Source organism: Pseudoalteromonas sp. PAR1 (genome assembly GCF_947311895.1).
GTDB classification, from domain to species: Bacteria; Pseudomonadota; Gammaproteobacteria; order Enterobacterales; family Alteromonadaceae; genus Pseudoalteromonas; species Pseudoalteromonas lipolytica_C.
The window spans coordinates 1-16,868 of the sequence record NZ_CAMZMY010000024.1 but is presented as its reverse complement, the minus strand read 5'-3'; the positions used below and the strand labels follow the sequence as shown (position 1 = coordinate 16,868).

Here is a 16,868-nt window from a genome sequence, read left to right as displayed (position 1 = left end):
TTGAATTAGTTTATTCGTTGTTACATTGCCTGTTGGTGAAACTGGTTTTCAATGCTGACCTGTCTTACATCAACCAATTTATTTAACTGTGATGTTAGTAAATAAATTGGCTTATCGCTGTCGACTGTCATGGTGACATGAAAAGTTCCATCAGCCATTTCTAGGTTCATTGTTGTTAAATCAAAACCGCGATGACGAACAACGCGTAAAAAGCGCTCAACTGCGACACTTTGATTTTTTAATGTAATCGTTAGGGTGTGTTTCATTTTACTGTCTCCGTCATCATTTCATCATTGGCTGCACCTGGTGGTACGAGCGGCCATACATTTTCTTTATCATCAATACAAGCATGTAAAATGTAAGGACCTTCACTTTTCACTAACGCATCAACCGCAGCATCGACCTCATCTGCTTTAGTGATGGTTTGACCTGGAATACCAAATACTGCAGCAAGTGCTACAAAATCAGGATTATCCGAAAGATTGGTTTCAGAATAACGGCCCTCAAAAAATAGCTGTTGCCATTGACGTACCATGCCTAAACGCTGGTTATCTAAGATTAAAATTTTAACTGGTAAGTTGTTACGACGAATCGTTGCCAGCTCTTGAATGTTCATCATGATTGAGCCATCACCTGACACAGTGATCACAAAATCATTTGGGCGAGCAACTTGGGCACCGATCGCTGCCGGTAAACCAAAGCCCATAGTACCTGCACCACCACTACTTAAATGATTGCTTGGGTGGCTAAATTTCATATGCTGCGCAACCCACATTTGGTGCTGGCCAACATCACAACACACTACGCCGGTTGATGGCATTTTTTGACTTAGTTGGTTTAACAAATAAGGAGCAAATACTTTTTCGCCCGGGTAGTCATAACGCCAAGCATGCTCTTTCATCATACTTTCGATATGAGTCAACCACTCGTCAGGTGTCACAAAACAATCAAGTTGCGGTAATGAGGTTTTTAAATCTGCCACTAACGACGCTTTTACAGGCTTGCGTTTGCCTACTTCAGCGGCATCAATATCTAAATGGATTACCTTTGCTTTTGCCGCAAACTTACTCAAGTTGCCAGTTACTCGGTCGTCAAAACGAGCGCCGATACAAACTAATACATCACATTCTTGCACTGCTAAGTTAGCCGCTTTACCGCCATGCATACCTAGCATACCTAAGTCATAATCGTAATCAGGTAACACACTACCTAACGCTTTTAAGGTTGAAACCGCAGGCATATGTGTTTTTTCTAAAAACTGCATAAGCTCGTTTTGCGCATCAGCGGCTTGTACGCCACCGCCCACGTAGGCTACTGGGCGCTGTGCTTCGCTTAAGATTTGATTTGCTATAGCAACTTGGTTCGGATCTAGTTTAGGTAAATAATCTTCTGCAGCTAGCCAAGGGTGGAATGGCACTTGTGCCATTTGAATGTCTTTGGGGATATCCACTAACACAGGGCCAGGGCGACCGCTTTGTGCTAGGTGGATGGCTTCTTGCAGGATTTCGGCAAGGTCTTCTGCACGTTCAACCATGTAGCTGTGCTTTGTGCATGATAATGACATACCCAACACATCCACTTCTTGAAAAGCATCTGAGCCTATCGCAGCGGTTGGCACTTGCCCTGTTATAGCAAGTAATGGCACTGAATCCATCATGGCATCGGCAAGTGCAGTGATTAAGTTAGTTGCACCTGGGCCCGATGTTGCAAAACACACACCTAACTTACCCGTGCTACGTGCAAAGCCTACGGCCGCAAAACCAGCACCTTGCTCATGGCGTGTCAGGTAATGCTTGACTGGCGCACCGTACAAAGCGTCGTAAATAGGCATGATGGCACCACCTGGGTATCCAAAAACATCCTTAACGCCATGTTTGGCTAATAAATCGATTGTTAACTCTGCGCCTGTCATCGTAAATCCTCATTCCTCAGTGACATTGTGTATTTGCTGCGATTCAAACCCTTTAAACGAAAAAGCCCCCCGGACTATTAAGTGCGGGGGGCTTTTTAAATGCTTTACTTTTCTCCAAGCACTAACTAGCCCCCGCGGTAATAATAATCACCACGACGTTAATTAGAATAAGAGTGAGTTTGTTAGTAAGCATTATCTGTAACCAAATTCTGTTCATTTGTAGCGGAAATCTAGCCATCCCGCTGCCTTTTTCTATTAGTACCGCGACAAGCCCGTTAAGTCAACATAAAAATCAATTCAAAAAAACAAGGTAAACGCGAATTTAAAGGAAAATATATGCACAAAAACAATTATTACGGATTTATTTTTCGATATCGTTCGTTTTTTGAAATTTCATACCTCGTAATAAGCCATTAAATGATTGATTAATTTTTATCTAGGATATTGCTGAATTTCTATTTGAGAGCGATTTAATTTAACGACCAACAAAAAATTAGTTTAGTATTGAAAATAACGACAGCTTAAAAGGAAAGTTATGAAACTCATTCAGCATATCAAGGTTTTGTTTTGTCTTGTTTTAGTGCTTGGCTTTAGTCAGCATGTTTTTGCAGAACCTGGCTTATGGAAGGTAGAAAAAAACGGCGTTGCCTCTTATTTATTTGGCACTGTTCATGTGGGTGATACCAGCATGAAAGGCTTGCCAAACAAAGTAACTCAAGCCCTTGATAATAGTGATAAAGTGATTGTTGAAGTGGATATTAGCTCAATATCTCCTATGGAGATGCAACGTCGCTCATTGCCATTTATGATGCTAAAAGATGGTAAAACATTACAGTCAGAATTATCGCCAGCTAACTATGCGAAACTGCAAAAGTACTTTGCTGACAAATCAATTGATATCGCAATGTTTAAGAACTTAGCGCCTTGGGCGGTTATGATTACGATGATGCAAATGGAATTTCAACGCGTTGGATTTTCAGATCAATTTGGGATAGACAAACAGGTTCTTGCTTACGCTAAAGAAAATAACATTGCCGTAGGTGAGTTAGAAACTCTAGAACGACAAATGGAAATGTTTGAACACCTAGCGATCATGAACGACAAAATGATTGAGGAAACCTTTGAGCAACTCGCTGATGTCGATACCTACTTTTTAGGTCTGATTAAGGCGTGGAAGTCAGGCGATATGAAAACGTTAACCTCTTTTTATAACGAAAGTTTTGACGACTCACAATACGGTGAATTAAGTGAGCAGGTTATGCTGATTGATCGCAATAATGACTGGGTTGAGCAACTATCGACTCGCATTGGTAAAGAAAAACTGTTCATAGCTGTAGGCGCTTTACACTTACCTGAGCAACATGGTTTATTAAAACAATTAACAGATAAAGGTTTCACCATTACCCGTATCTAAATATATAAACAACTGAAAAAAGCGCCTTATGGCGCTTTTTTTGTGAAATCAGCCATCTCTAAATAGTTGTCGATGCCTGCAATTTTATCACTGGCATGATGGTTAACGTAAACCACAGTGCTGGTTCCCGCGGCGCAGATTTTTTCTATTAGTAACAACACGCGTTGCCTATTCGCTTCATCAAGACCTAGGCATGGTTCATCTAAAATCAATAAACTAGGATGTTTTACCATAGCTCGCGCTATCAATAATAAGCGTTGGTCGCCAAAAGAAAGCTGGCTAAATGAGCTATTTTGTTTGTCGTTTAACCCTAGTAAGGCTAACCATTTTTTAGCGATTGATAGCTGTGTTTCAGTGGCTTTTTGATAAAGACCAATGCTGTCATAAAAACCCGATACGATGGTATTAAGCGCTGTTATATTAACGCGATAATCCATATGCAAGGCATTTGAAATATAACCAATATGCTGTTTAATTTGCCAGATACTCTCGCCACTGCCGCGCTGATAGCCAAACACCTTAATATCGTTGTTATAACACTGTGGGTTATCACCTGTAATTAGATTAAGTAAGCAAGTTTTACCCGAGCCGTTTTTACCCGTTAACTGCCAATGTTCACCTTGATTAATTTGCCAGTTTAGCTTTTCAAAAATAACGGTTCCGCCAAAACTTACAGAGGCATCTTTAAGTTTTACTAATATGGGATCAGTTAAGGCTGGCGCTTGATGGTCGTTATCTGCCTCGGGCACGTTTAATTCGGTTTGCACTAAATGTAGCAATTTAAAAAGATCTTGGCGTTGCTCTTTCGTTGGCTGTGCTAATTGGTGAGTGATCTGAGCATGTTTTATAAACGCATAATGATCAACAAAGTCAGGGATTTCACTCAACCTGTTAAGAACTAAAATCATCGTCGTGTGTTTGCTTAATTCAGCTAATAACTGATTAAGAGTTTGCAGTGCTGTTACATCTAAACCATCAAACGGTTCATCCAAAATAAGTAACTCAGGGCGTCCAATTAGCGCTTGGATCAGCATCAGCTTTCGCGTTTCACCGGTTGATAGGTCACGAAATGCATTATTCATTTTACTATCAAAATCAAATGTTTTTATGAGTAGCTCAAGTAATTCACTGTCAATGTCATGGTCGCTTCTGGCGGCCAAAATAATGTCTTTAACTGTGCTTAGCGGCGTAAGACCATCAATAATATCATCCTGATCTTTATTTAGCTCATCGGCCAATAATTGCTTTTGTCTATCAGGTGACACCACAGCAATTCGTGCAAAGTTATTGGTAAACTGGCCTTGCTCAATACGCGAGCAACCTGCAATTACAGCTGCTACTGCTGATTTTCCTGCTCCATTTTCACCCAGTAATACCCATTGCTGCGCTGCTGATACAGTTAAACTTAAATCACGTAAACGATACTCTTCATTACCCTGCCCCTTAAGGCTGGCATTAACATTAACCAACTGAACATATTGCACTATGAATCCTCATTCCGGCTTATTACTAGCCTGACGTTACAACATTCAACAAAAAAATAAAAATCGTTTAAACCTTTTTTGAACATAGCTGCGACTAAGGTATAAAAGGTCATCAACAGGAAACAGACAATGAAAAAATTACTTTATGTAGCAGCTATTGGCTTAGCACTAACAACAACATACGCAATGGCGAAAGATTCACGTGAATTAAATCATAACTTCGCAGTGAGTGGTGCAAGCCAGCTTGAAATTGATTTTCCAGTAGGCAGCTTAGAAGTAGAAAACTATGACGGCAGCGAAGTGGTCGTTACTGTACGTATTGAGCCTAAAAATGATAAAGGTTGGTTTGGATCTGAGGTTGATTTATCTGATATCGAATTAAGCCATTCACAAAGCGCAGGGTCGTTGAACTTAAAACTAGATAACGATGACATTCAACAAAGCTGGTATGTAAAAATGCCGAAGTCAATGGCCATTGATGTTGAGCTGGGTGTTGGTGATATTGAAATTAACGACGCTAGCAACTCGGTAGATATTGAGCTAGGCGTAGGTGCCGTTCGAATTGATAGTGCGCTTGACGACTATAAACGTATTGAACTCGATACGGGCGTTGGCGATACCAAAATTCGTGGCTTAAAAAATGATGCAAACACTAGTCGTAAAGTTGTCAGCTCTCACTCAAGCTACCGTGGTAATGGTAAATATGCTATTGACGTTGAAGTGGGTGTCGGCGATATCAAAGTAACTAACTAAATACCGGTTTATCCCTGTGAGCTCTCGGTAAATAAAATACTGAGGGCTTTTTCGACCGAGTCAGCAGAAATCGGTTTATATACGTGTAAATTAGCCCCTAGTTCATATACTCGTTGTAAATCATCATTAGAGGTGTTCGCTGTCACAACCAAGATTGGGGTTTGCTGTCCTTGCTCATTACGAATGATATCTATCGCTTTAAAACCATCCATTACGGGCATATTTAGGTCCATAAAAATTACATCATACTGAGTATGCAAGGCCATATCTGTGGCGATTAAACCATTTTCAGCAACGTCAAAACTGTAGTTAAAATGCTTAATTATGCGACCTAGTATCGTGGCATTAAGAGGATTATCCTCAACAATTAAGCAGTTTAAAGTACCTGGCAACTTTGCAGACTGTTCTGTGCCCGGTGAACTTACGAATTTAAGATTTATAACCACTTTGGCGCCTTGTGGCTGCGCATTAAAAAATTGAATGTCGCCATTTAATGCTTTAACAATGTGCTTGACTCGCAGTAGCCCTGTTTTTAAGCCTTGAAAATGTTGCTCAGTTCTATTTTCATTATCTTGTATATCTGAGGGTAATTCGTCAAACCCCTTACCATTATCTTGCACTTCTAATAGCAGGCGTTGCTTACCTTGATTAGTCGCTGTAATTGCTATTCGCCCTTGCACCGGCGTAAATTTAACCGCGTTATTTATCAATTCAGCAACGACTTGTTGTAACCGCGGATGATCAGTAATGAAATCGCTGTTAAGCGAATCAGATAAACTGACGCTAAGAGTAATCTTTTTCTCGTGACAAGCGTATTCATAGGGTGCAATCGCTTGTTTTAATGTTTCTAACAAGTTGCCTTGGTCAAGTTTAGGTTGCCACTGACCTGTGGTCATTTCTTGTAAATCAAGCAACTCATCTAACATCACCACCAAGCGGTTAGCACAATATAGTGCTTGTTGCTGAGCCAGCTTTTGCTCCTCTTTAATATCAAGAGACTCAATGGATGCTGTTAATCCTTGTAAAGGTGTTCTAAATTCATGACTAGTGCGAGCAATAAAACGCTCTCTCGTTTTATTTACCTGTTCTGCATAATCTTTTTGTTCTTTATAACTTGTAAGTGCTTTTGTGATTAGATTCTCCATTGGTTTAAAAACAAATAGCAACTCAATGAGTAGTAATACCATTGCAATAACCCAGAACATCATTTCGAGAACGGCAAGTAGTGTGACCTTATGCACTGACTTTTGCTCTAAGAGCTTTACGGCTTGATCTAATTTTGTAAGTAAGGCTTCAAGCTGATTACTGGCAAATAGTGAGCTGTCTATTTCTAAATAATTTTCGCGGCTATTGAGAAGTAACTGGGCTTTACTGATGTAGCGTTTAACGTGGGCATCAAGAGCTGTGGGCGGTAAGAAGTAGTGAGCCTGTAATGATTCGTTTAGATAAATATAATTACCTTCACTATCTTGCTGAATTAAAAACTGGTGACCTGCAATAAACTGATCGACCGCCTGCTCTAGCAATCGACGATGTTGTTGCTGAAAGCTATCAGCTTCATGATAAATTAACGCATTACCGTAAAGAGCTATCTTTTGCGAAAGCATGCGCTGTTTACCTGCAATGTTAATCACTTTCGCATCTCCCTTTTGCACATACAAAAGGGTTTGGATCAACGCCGCTGAAGTTGATATCAAAATTGCTATCGCTAACAATCCGAAGCGATATCTTCTGCGTATATCTGTGACTAACTTAAACATGTTTTACTCGTTTATTTTTAGAGTAATTGTAGATCATATAATGCAATAAAGCCCACTCAAGGTGGGCTTTAAATATCAGCTAAATAGGTAAATTAATTTACCTATTTTCAAGTCGGTTATAATCAAACAAACCAAATTCGACGCCGCGATACTCTTTCGCTACACGGTGTAAAATATCGCTGTATTGCCAAAACTGTGGATGCGTGCGACGAATAGCAAACTCACTTTTTAGCTCTCTGTAGGCAGCTTCATCTGTTATTTTTGCAAGCCCAGATGCAAATGCAGCAACCTGCTGTTCATTGTGTAAGTACCAAATTGCTTCTGGGTAATCACCTATAAATCCGGGCACAATTGTTACGGTATCTTCATCATAAGCACGCTGACCTTCTTCATTCAATAAGCTCGAGATATTGTAATGAGCATTATGGTGGATCAAGGTGTAGGCTTTATGTTTATCATCGCTGTCTTTGACCAACACAAACGAAATTTGTGGCAGCAAGTTAACTGCTTTAACAGGAAGATCGTTAATTTTCGCCAGTGGTTCAGGCACTTTCGTATAGTCATAGCGAGGACTCAAAATTGGTTTGAGCTTCTCTTTGAGCATATTATAAAGTTCAGACTGTTGATCTGCGGTTTTATATTCTATGCCTGTAGGCTGACTAAACGACAACTCATCTTCAAAGAAACTCGTTAGGCTAGGTGGCGATTTACGATACCACTGGGCTTTAATTTCTTTACGTTTAGCTTCTGGTAATAATGCAAGGTAGTTTGCTTCACCTTCTAAGCGTAAAAAGTCCATATACAAACGAGTTAATAACTGATGACCAATGTTGCCATAAACGTCAAAACCTGCCACCAGCAAGTAATGAATACGTTCAAATAACGCGTAGTCGAGTATCCAAGTGGTCTTTGGCTCTTGACCTATCCAGCCTTTAACAACCGTTGCGCTATCGAAATGACGAAATACCGTCAGGGCTGCATTTTGGTTATGACCATCACCTTGCCAAAGTAAATCGGTTGTGAGGTGCTGACCGTTGGCAAACATCTTATTTGCCAGTGCAACTTTGGCAGACAAGTATTTATTTTGGCGTTTTGAATACTTCACCCAGCTAGAAATCGGTAAAGCATTACTTTCTTCTTCGGCAGGCAAGGCTAGCGCATCTTCATGTTGTAACAACATTTCACCGACTTTCGGTGTCGCCGCCATTTCAGGCTTCGCAAAACCTACCCAGAACTGATCGTTAATCACGTTTAACGCAATTTGACCACGACAAACAGGCCCTTTAATAAAGCCCATAATAATAAGCTCAGCTTCATCAAGCATAAATTGATAACGCGAGTTTACTGGAATTGCAGCAAAGGCTTTAAACGGGTTTGATGCCACTTCAGGCTTATAACTTGGTAGCTTGTTTACTTGATAATCAGCTTCAATAAATTGTGAATGTAAGCGTGCAAGCTTTTCATCATTTAATGCTAAAGGTAAATGTGTTTTCGCTAAAATAGTCGAACGGTCATGCATTAAACGATAATAAACTCGCTCAACTTTAGGGTCTTCATATGGGCGACGGGTGCTAATGTGTTTGATCTCTTCACCCGGCGACGTCGAAGAGCGCACCAACTTAAAGTAGCTATGTTTATCGCCATGCTCAGGGAAATAAATATGCGCTAAGTACCAGTGTTCATAAATATAGCGAGCGGCAAGCTGATGCTTTAAACCATCTTGATTTAAGAATGCTTCCCAGCGTTCAACTTGTTTTAGTACGTCCTTTTCAGGAGGATCGATATGAGCAAGATAGCCGCCTTTTCTAAGCCACTTAGCCAGATGCTGAAACTCTTCCGTTGAAATACCAGGCAACCCATAAGGCATACCGCTGTGCGGGTTATCCTTAGCAAATGAGTCAAACTCACTCATTGTGGTACATGTTTGCTCACGATCGAGTGAAAAATCAAACTCATCGCCTAAAATAGCTTGCTTAGGCAATGGGCTACTTTGCTTAAGCACTAAGGCATTGTAAAGCACGCTTCCGGTAAGGTTTGCCTCTGCTGTTTGGACTCTTTCATTGAGTACTGGAGTGAAACCTTTCTCACGCCACTGAGCGGTCGTTGTCGCATCAAATAGTAAGCGACTTGGCTCTTGCGCTAATAATCGTGTGCCGTCATAAACACGCTCTTTACTTAAACCACGGTCGATACCTTCTACAGAAGATAGCTTGAGCTGACACGGTGCGTCATAACAGCCATGACACACCACACAACGAGTATCAAGAACAGGCTTAACATCACTTAAAAACTCAGCACCTTCAAGTGTTGAAGCAGCAACAACACGCTCTCTTGGTTGTTCTTTACCAAACAGTTCATCGTAATGAGCGGCACCTAAATATGCACAGCCACTTAATAGAATAAGGCCAAATACGGTGGTGAGGAGTTTTCTCATCCTTCCTCCTCGATATCTTCAATGTCATCACCTAAATCGAAGGTTGGCATCATATCTACTTGCGGCGACACAAAGGTTTGGTCGTTGTCGCAGCTAAGCATAGCGCTTAATAGTGGCCCACGAACTAAACTCAGTTGCGCGCTGTGCTCACCATCAATTAATACTTGATAATCATCATTTAACGCTTCAAGACGATATTCATTAATGGCAATTGCGACACTGCTATCAACAGCTGGGTTTTGGCAAAGCTGTGCGAGTAACTCTTCGCTAAGTGTTACATGTAATAATAAATCTGGAGATTCGATATCGCGGCTGTGAAGATTTTCATCGAAATAAAAAAGTGGAAGGGTTAAATCGCTATTTTGCTCTAATTCCATGTGCTTTTCTCTACATCAAAATGACTTTCAATTGTACGAGTATAGCAAACTATAAGTTCAATAATTAGCGAAAGTTATCAGCCGTTAGCAGCTTAATCACTACTAACTAGCTGAAGATAAAAAAAGCAGAAAAAACAACTACCAAGGTAGCGTTTCGCCATTTGAATGCCAAAACCCACCAGTGTTGCTTAGGTTTAATTCATCAATACGCTTAATGAGCCGCTCTGCCGCAGTTTCGGGGCTTATGTCGCCGGCAAAATTAACCATTTGCGTTTGTACAAAGCCTGGATGAAATAACCCTACTGCAATTTCTTTCTCTTTTAGCTCATGGGCCAAACTAACACTCGCGGCATTAAGTGCTGCTTTTGACATCCGATAGCCAATGTAACCGCCCGAGCTATTATCTGCAATTGAGCCCATACGAGATGTGATCATCGCCACTTTGGCATCAATACCTAAGCTTTGCAGTAATGCATGAGTAATGCGAATTGGTGCGATACTGTTAACGCTGATTTGCTTTTCGATGGCAGCAAAGTCCATGTCAGCTAATGTTTCGTTATGAAAAATACCGGCGTTATTAACCAAAATATCAATTTTGTCGCCGTGTAAGTAGTTGGCAAGTGTTGCAACATCATCGGCGTTAGATACATCAATGTCGCTAATGATTTTTACATCGAGTGCTTGTAACTCTTCGCTTGGAGTGCGAACTACTGCACTAACACGGTAACCTTGAGCTAAATACTGTTTACAAAAATTAAGGCCAATACCTTTATTGGCCCCTGTAACCACCACATGCTTAGTCATCAATCTGCTCCTTAGTTGGCTTTTCTATACCCAAGTCACCTCAAGGTGCGAGTTTCTGCATCTTCAGGTGGTTTGATTATATATATACCTTGGGACAGATTGGCAAAAACCAAGGGCTTAAGTTAATTCATCAATGGTTGACTTAAGAATGGAAAATACGGCCCCTTGGGGATCGGTAATAACACTAAAGCGTCCAACATCTGGGATGTCTGTTGCTGGCACACAAATAGCCCCATTAAGCTGCGTTGCTTTGGCAACTGCCTGATCGCAATCTGCTACCGCAAAATACGGCATCCAATGAGATGGAATGTCATCGGGCCATTCGTTGGTCATTTCAAGCATGCCTGCAATCGGTTGCTCATCGATGGTAAATAAGGTGTAGTCCATGCCCTCCATGGGTTTCACCTCAAACTGCCACCCAAATAACTGACAATAAAAGTCGCGACTTTTTTGCATGTCTTTCGACACAAGCTCAAACCAGTAAGGCAGGTTTAGCTCTTGCACTCGTTTAGCCCCGATATGCTCACCCGCTTGCCATAAGGCAAATGTTGCACCGCCCGGTTCTTGCAGCATCACCATACGGCCTGCTGTCATTACATCATGTGGCCCTGCCAAAACCGTTGCACCTAATGATTTTGCAAGCTCTGTGCTTTGATCAACATCATCAACAGCAATATATAATAACCAATGGGTTGGCATCTCGCTCATACTTGCTGGCAGTTGATACATAGCGGCAATATCATCACCTTGCTTTTGCAGCATGGTGTAATACATATCTTCGCCTATTGGCTGATCGTCAAAACCCCAGTCAAAAAGTTGCGTATAAAATTGCTTTGCAGCTTGCCAGTCTTTCGCGCATAACTCGGCCCAACAGAAAGTACCTGCTGGGTGTTTTGTATTTATTTTTGTCATGGCTGTTCCTCCTTGGTTAAACTTAAGCAACAATCGCAAAATTTACCAATCAAACCAAACAATAGTTGTGGTATTTCTTTGAAGTACGTAATTTTGCCTTAGCTAAAACAGACAATGAACAGCGCTAGCAACGCGAAGCTACAGAGACAAAAATGCCGCTAAAAAAGCGGCATTGCAATAATTAATTAGTGATGATGGCCATGCTCACCTTTGAGCTGATTACCTTGCGCATCATAAAAACCGCTCGCACCATGTTCAACAAAACCTTGGTTTATCATTTTAGCTAAAAATGGATCGCTTTCATTATCACCGATATCTGCGTAATCGGTCGTTTGATAGTTATCCCATTTCGCAAACTCTGCCTGCACATCTTGTTGATTATGATTGCTGGCTGTTAACACAATCTCTCGGCTATAGCTGGGTGTTGAAATTCGAAGTGATTTTAGTAATTTTTGATTGGCAAGCCAGCTTAGCTCTACTTTGCTTTGGCCTTGCTGCTGGGTGTAATACTCTGTTAGCTCACAACCTTCACCGGTGCTTTTTTGGTGCGTCATAGAGGCTAAAAATTTATCGCTTACTAGCTGATACTTACTACTCCAATCTTGCTCACCTTGTACTTCAGATGGTTGATACTCAATACCACGCTGTGCGTCTTGGAAGTAACGGATTGGGCGAACTTGTTGATTACGTAACTGTTGCCACAGCTCAATAAACTGTGGATTTTGCTTAGCCACCTGATGTGGTGTACGCCAAAGTGTAAAAGTATTTTCAGTCTGCTGCTTATTAGCAACAATAGCTGTAGTGACTTTGTAGTCAGCTTGCGTGTAACCTGTGTTCATATCGCATTGCCCAGCAACGGCTAATGGGCTTAGTAATGAGGCAATTAAGATAGCTACTTTCACGGGGTTCTCTTTATATTTGATTTTTAATTAACTAATTAAGTCAGGGAGGCTCAAAGCCTCCCAATAACTCATTACTGTGCTAATTTAGCATCGGCTTGCTTAACAAGGTCGGCTGCATAATCCATCACGTGGAAAATAAGGCTTTGCTCATTAGTACCTGTTACTAAATGTGCACCTGGGCCCACTGCATACACACCCACATCTTCTGCTGCATGTGTTTCAGAACCAAGCGGTACAACAGCTTCTTGATGGAAGCCAGGTGTGGTTGTGTCAACATCAGTTAAATCAACACGACCGGTCACTGGCGCAAAGTCATAACCTACATCAGCATCTGTTTCGTCACCTAAGTCGCGGAAACCGCCACCATTGGTATACCCAACGGTTGTGTATGGCATGTTATCTGCGGCAAGTGATGGCTCATCACTACCAACTGGTACCACTTTACCTAAGATTGGGTTACCACGTTTTGGGTAGCCCGCAATGGTAAATACGTGGCTGTGGTCAGCTGTTACGATGATTAACGTGTCTTCGATGCTGGTTTTATCAAGAGCAACTTGCACAGCTTTTGATAACTCAACAGTATCGCTCAATGCATTATAGGCATTACCTGCGTGGTGAGCATGGTCAATACGTCCTGCTTCAACAGTTAAGAAGAAGCCTTTGTCGTTGTTATCTAATACATCAATTGCTTTTGCTGTCATTTCAGAAAGTGACGGCTCACCCGCTACGTCGTTCGCGCGATCTGCTTCGTATTGCATGTGAGTTTCATTAAATAAACCAAATACACGTTCAGTCGTATCAGCATTGATTGCATCAAAACCGGCTTGGTCCATCACATACTGACCTGCAGGGTATTTGGCTTTCCACTCAGCTGTTAGGTCGCGACCATCTGTACGGTCACCTTCTACCGAGCTCACTGCATCGGCTGAGTTATAAGCTGCATCTTTAGGCAAGAAATGACGACGACCGCCGCCCATCACAACTTCTAAGCCATCAACATCTAGGCCTTCGTAACGAGCTTCGAGGTTTGCTTCAAAGTTAACTAATTGCGATGCAATATCTTCACAACCTGCTGCCACTGCTGCTTCTGGCATATCAGATACGTCTTCCCAGTTACGGTCAGCCGATTTTGCATACGTTGCTGCAGGCGTTGCGTGAGTGATACGCGCTGTAGATACAATACCTGTCGACTTACCCGCGATCTCTGCCAGCTCAGTGGCAGTAACTAGCTCATTACCCGCAACTGTTGCACAGTTACCGCGTTCGATATTTTCATCTACACCAATCACACCTGCATCAGTTTTTACACCTGACGCCATTGCCGTCATCGTACCCGCTGAATCTGGTGTTTGTGCGTCAACGTTATAGGTTTTAGCAAAACCAGAGAATGGTAGTTTTTCAAAGCTAAGTTGGTGCTCTTCACCCAACTTACCTTCTAGCTGACCTGCCATAATACGCGCAGCTGTTACGGTCGAAATACCCATGCCGTCACCAACAAATAGAATCACGTTTTTCGCTTTACCTGACTCTTTTACAACTGCAGCAATATTTTCTTCGCTAGTAGCAACTTTAACTTGTGCTGACTTAAACCAGTCATTGTCAGTCAGTGGCGCTAATTGCGATGCAGTTAACGAGGTTGCCGGTGCATTACATGACACTGTTGAATCAGTTACTTCTGCTGAGTCTAGCTCACCATTATCGTTGCTATCTGCACCTGTTAGAGTTTCTGTACCACCGTTTACACACTGCTCAGAACCAACCGCTAGAGTATTTTCAACAGTCAGTGTTTTTGTTGAGCTTTTATCGTCATCATCAGAGCAGCCTGCTAATGCCACTACTACAGCAAGAGAAATTAAATTTAGTTTTTTCATCGTCGTCGCCATTATTCTTCAATTAGTTCTAGAGCTTGGTTAATGATGTGGAAAATTACGTTTTGCTCCACAACGCCTTGTGCTAGTTGCGCACCGGGACCTTTTGCATGCAGTGAAATATCTTCACCTGCGTGGGTCTCTGAACCTAATGGCACTGTTGCTTCTTGGTGATAACCAGGTGCAGTTGTATCAACCCCCGTTAAATCAACACGACCTGCAAATGGAGCCTCGTTGTAAGATACTTCCGCATTGGTTTCATCACCTAAATCGCGAAAACCTAAACCATTAGCATAACCAACTGTGGTGTATGGCATACCATCTGCTGCTAGGCTTGGTTCTTCACTGCCAACGGCTACTACTTTACCTAAAATTGGGTTACCACGTTTTGGATAGCCTGCAATAGTGAATACGTGACTGTGGTCAGCTGTTACTAGGATAAGTGTTTCTTCAGGGTTAGTATTTTCAACTGCTGTTTGCACCGCTTTAGCAAATTCAACAGTATCGCTTAATGCATTAAAAGCGTTGCCCGCATGGTGACCATGGTCGATACGACCCGACTCAACCGTTAAGAAAAAGCCTTTTTCGTTGTTCTTTAAGATATCAATTGCTTTGCCAGTCATTGCAGATAATGACGGCTCCCCCGCTACATCGTTAGCGCGGTCTGCTTCGTATTGCATGTGTGATTCATTGAATAATGCAAATACACGCTTGGTATCAGCATTGAGCGTATCGAAGCCAGCTTGGTCCATTACGTACTTGCCATCAGGATACATTTCTTGCCATTCAGCAGTTAGATCACGCTCATCCGTACGGTCACCTTCGACTTCACTGACAGCATCAGCTGAATTGAATGCCGCATCTTTCGGTAAGAAGTGACGACGACCACCGCCCATCACCACTTCAAGGCCGTCTACATCAGTACCTACGAAGCGTGCTTCAAGGTTCTTCTCGAAATTAACAAGTTGTGAGGCAATGTCTTCACAACCTGCTTCTACTGCATCAGCAGGCATATCAGATACGTCTTCCCAGTTACGGTCAGCTGATTTTGCATAGGTTGCAGCTGGTGTTGCGTGGGTGATGCGGGCTGTTGAAATAACGCCTGTTGCTAGACCTTTGATTTCTGCAAGTTCCGTAGCAGTGATTAATTCATTACCTGCAACTGTTGCACACTTGCCACGCTCAATGTTTTCGTTAACACCAATTACACCTACATCAGTTTTAACGCCAGAAATAATCGCTGTCATTGTGCCTGCTGAGTCAGGTGTTTGCGCATCAACGTTGTAGGTTTTGATTTGCGCCGAGTAAGGGAACTCTTCAAAGCTTAATAAGCCTTCTTCACCCGACTTACCTTCCATTTGACCTGCCATGATACGTGACGCAGTTAGCGTTGAGATACCCATACCATCGCCAACAAATAGAATGACATTTTTAGCTTTAAACGTTTGCTCAGCCTGAGCTGCCGCTTCTTTTTTTGTTAATGTAGCTTCAGCGGCACTATACCAATCATTTTGTTTTTGACTGTCTGGTAACACACCTGCATTGGCCGTCGCTGACAATGCCAACGTTAAACCAATTGCAGTCGCAATTTTATTAATTTTCATCGTTACGTTCCGTTAGTACGTTATTTTTAAGAGTTTGGAGCTAATTAAGCTGCGCTTGGTTAATTAGCACAGCCATCCTATGAGTGTTTTGTTACTGAAAAAGTGACTTTTCATGACAAAATGATGAAACCAAAAAAGCAGCGCAAGAAGGTAAGTAATTAGTTTTAGTGGAAATAAATAGGCTAGTTGCTAGATATGAGTTGCGAGTTAGCGAGTTGCGAGGGTAAAGGCTCTAGGCTCTAGGCTCTAGGCTCTAGGCTCTAGGCTCTAGGCTCTAGGCTCTAGGCTCTAGGTTCTAGGTTCTAGATTCTAGGTCAAGCATAACCTTGGGAGTGCTTTAATGTGGTTTGGGTTTACCAAAGAAAAGGTTTACATGGATTGTGTTGGGTTTCGCTGCGCTCAAACCAACCTACCCGAAGAATGAACAGGGAAAATGCTGAGTGAGACACCACATTAAACAACCATCTCGATCTAAGCTGACAGCTGATAGCTGATAGCTTTTCTACAGGCATTAAAAAGGCCGCCTAGGGCGACCTTTTTATAAGCTGTGAAGCTCTATCTGTTGATATTACTCAACGATAGATGCAACAACACCAGCACCAACTGTACGGCCACCTTCACGGATAGCGAAGCGTAAACCTTCG

At 42.0% G+C, this 16,868-nt stretch carries 13 protein-coding genes and 1 pseudogene; 2 read left to right on the top strand and 12 right to left on the bottom strand.

Translation table 11 applies throughout. From position 1 onward, the window contains the following. Positions 1-20: 20 nt before the first annotated feature. Together ilvM and ilvG are read right to left on the bottom strand one after the other, a co-directional pair. Positions 21-266 (bottom strand): acetolactate synthase 2 small subunit, encoded by a 246-nt coding sequence (gene ilvM / locus QL229_RS16925; RefSeq protein WP_135922791.1) that lies wholly within the window; start codon positions 264-266, stop codon positions 21-23. After that, positions 263-1,912 (bottom strand): acetolactate synthase 2 catalytic subunit, encoded by a 1,650-nt coding sequence (ilvG, locus tag QL229_RS16920; RefSeq protein ID WP_138557996.1) that lies wholly within the window; start codon positions 1,910-1,912, stop codon positions 263-265. The genes ilvM and ilvG overlap by 4 nt, the downstream gene beginning before the upstream one ends. A gap of 535 nt (positions 1,913-2,447) precedes the next feature. Here ilvG and QL229_RS16915 point away from each other — a divergent pair. Next, a complete protein-coding gene (locus QL229_RS16915; RefSeq protein WP_281547192.1) occupies positions 2,448-3,326 on the top strand; it encodes a TraB/GumN family protein in 879 nt (292 codons plus the stop codon). A gap of 26 nt (positions 3,327-3,352) precedes the next feature. Here QL229_RS16915 and QL229_RS16910 read toward each other — a convergent pair whose 3' ends face one another. After that, positions 3,353-4,810, bottom strand: a complete 1,458-nt coding sequence (locus QL229_RS16910; protein ID WP_281547191.1) for an ATP-binding cassette domain-containing protein — start codon at positions 4,808-4,810, stop codon at positions 3,353-3,355. A gap of 129 nt (positions 4,811-4,939) precedes the next feature. On the opposite strand from QL229_RS16910, the gene QL229_RS16905 reads away from it, so the two are divergent. Continuing rightward, entirely contained in the window at positions 4,940-5,563 is a 624-nt protein-coding gene (locus QL229_RS16905) for a DUF4097 family beta strand repeat-containing protein (protein WP_281547190.1), read from the top strand. Between the two features lie 8 nt (positions 5,564-5,571). On the opposite strand, the gene QL229_RS16900 is transcribed toward QL229_RS16905, so the two are convergent. The 9 genes and pseudogenes from QL229_RS16900 to QL229_RS16860 form a co-directional block, all read right to left on the bottom strand. Then, positions 5,572-7,323: a response regulator gene (locus QL229_RS16900; RefSeq protein ID WP_281547189.1), complete on the bottom strand. Its 1,752-nt coding sequence runs from the start codon at positions 7,321-7,323 to the stop codon at positions 5,572-5,574. Between the two features lie 97 nt (positions 7,324-7,420). After that, entirely contained in the window at positions 7,421-9,757 is a 2,337-nt protein-coding gene (locus tag QL229_RS16895) for a fatty acid cis/trans isomerase (protein WP_281547188.1), read from the bottom strand. Continuing rightward, positions 9,754-10,134 carry a hypothetical protein gene (locus QL229_RS16890; RefSeq protein WP_135922798.1) on the bottom strand — a complete coding sequence of 127 codons (381 nt, stop codon included), beginning with the start codon at positions 10,132-10,134 and terminating at the stop codon, positions 9,754-9,756. The genes QL229_RS16895 and QL229_RS16890 overlap by 4 nt, the downstream gene beginning before the upstream one ends. A 138-nt stretch (positions 10,135-10,272) precedes the next feature. Next, a complete protein-coding gene (locus QL229_RS16885) occupies positions 10,273-10,938 on the bottom strand; it encodes an SDR family oxidoreductase (RefSeq protein WP_235383207.1) in 666 nt (221 codons plus the stop codon). A gap of 117 nt (positions 10,939-11,055) precedes the next feature. After that, entirely contained in the window at positions 11,056-11,850 is a 795-nt protein-coding gene (locus QL229_RS16880) for a VOC family protein (protein ID WP_138558003.1), read from the bottom strand. Positions 11,851-12,035: 185 nt separating this feature from the next. Beyond that, on the bottom strand, positions 12,036-12,752 hold the full coding sequence (locus QL229_RS16875) for a hypothetical protein (RefSeq protein ID WP_135922801.1): 717 nt from the start codon (positions 12,750-12,752) through the stop codon (positions 12,036-12,038). Between the two features lie 71 nt (positions 12,753-12,823). Continuing rightward, complete coding sequence (locus tag QL229_RS16870; RefSeq protein ID WP_199527132.1) at positions 12,824-14,623, bottom strand: alkaline phosphatase; 1,800 nt, start codon at positions 14,621-14,623, stop codon at positions 12,824-12,826. 11 nt (positions 14,624-14,634) lie between these two features. After that, the gene (locus QL229_RS16865) at positions 14,635-16,224 is read right to left on the bottom strand and encodes an alkaline phosphatase (RefSeq protein ID WP_138558976.1); all 1,590 of its coding nucleotides are present in this window, start codon (positions 16,222-16,224) and stop codon (positions 14,635-14,637) included. Between the two features lie 568 nt (positions 16,225-16,792). Then, positions 16,793-16,868 (bottom strand): annotated as a pseudogene (locus QL229_RS16860) (elongation factor Tu); the annotation flags it as partial.

What these genes read in the sequence shown, in the direction of transcription:
- ilvM (WP_135922791.1), bottom strand. Translation starts at nt 266, where the DNA reads ATGAAACACACCCTAACGATTACATTAAAAAATCAAAGTGTCGCAGTT.
- QL229_RS16890 (WP_135922798.1), bottom strand. Translation starts at nt 10,134, where the DNA reads ATGGAATTAGAGCAAAATAGCGATTTAACCCTTCCACTTTTTTATTTC.
- QL229_RS16885 (WP_235383207.1), bottom strand. Translation starts at nt 10,938, where the DNA reads ATGACTAAGCATGTGGTGGTTACAGGGGCCAATAAAGGTATTGGCCTT.
- QL229_RS16915 (WP_281547192.1), top strand. Translation starts at nt 2,448, where the DNA reads ATGAAACTCATTCAGCATATCAAGGTTTTGTTTTGTCTTGTTTTAGTG.
- QL229_RS16880 (WP_138558003.1), bottom strand. Translation starts at nt 11,850, where the DNA reads ATGACAAAAATAAATACAAAACACCCAGCAGGTACTTTCTGTTGGGCC.
- QL229_RS16895 (WP_281547188.1), bottom strand. Translation starts at nt 9,757, where the DNA reads ATGAGAAAACTCCTCACCACCGTATTTGGCCTTATTCTATTAAGTGGC.
- QL229_RS16900 (WP_281547189.1), bottom strand. Translation starts at nt 7,323, where the DNA reads ATGTTTAAGTTAGTCACAGATATACGCAGAAGATATCGCTTCGGATTG.
- ilvG (WP_138557996.1), bottom strand. Translation starts at nt 1,912, where the DNA reads ATGACAGGCGCAGAGTTAACAATCGATTTATTAGCCAAACATGGCGTT.
- QL229_RS16865 (WP_138558976.1), bottom strand. Translation starts at nt 16,224, where the DNA reads ATGAAAATTAATAAAATTGCGACTGCAATTGGTTTAACGTTGGCATTG.
- QL229_RS16905 (WP_281547190.1), top strand. Translation starts at nt 4,940, where the DNA reads ATGAAAAAATTACTTTATGTAGCAGCTATTGGCTTAGCACTAACAACA.
- QL229_RS16870 (WP_199527132.1), bottom strand. Translation starts at nt 14,623, where the DNA reads ATGAAAAAACTAAATTTAATTTCTCTTGCTGTAGTAGTGGCATTAGCA.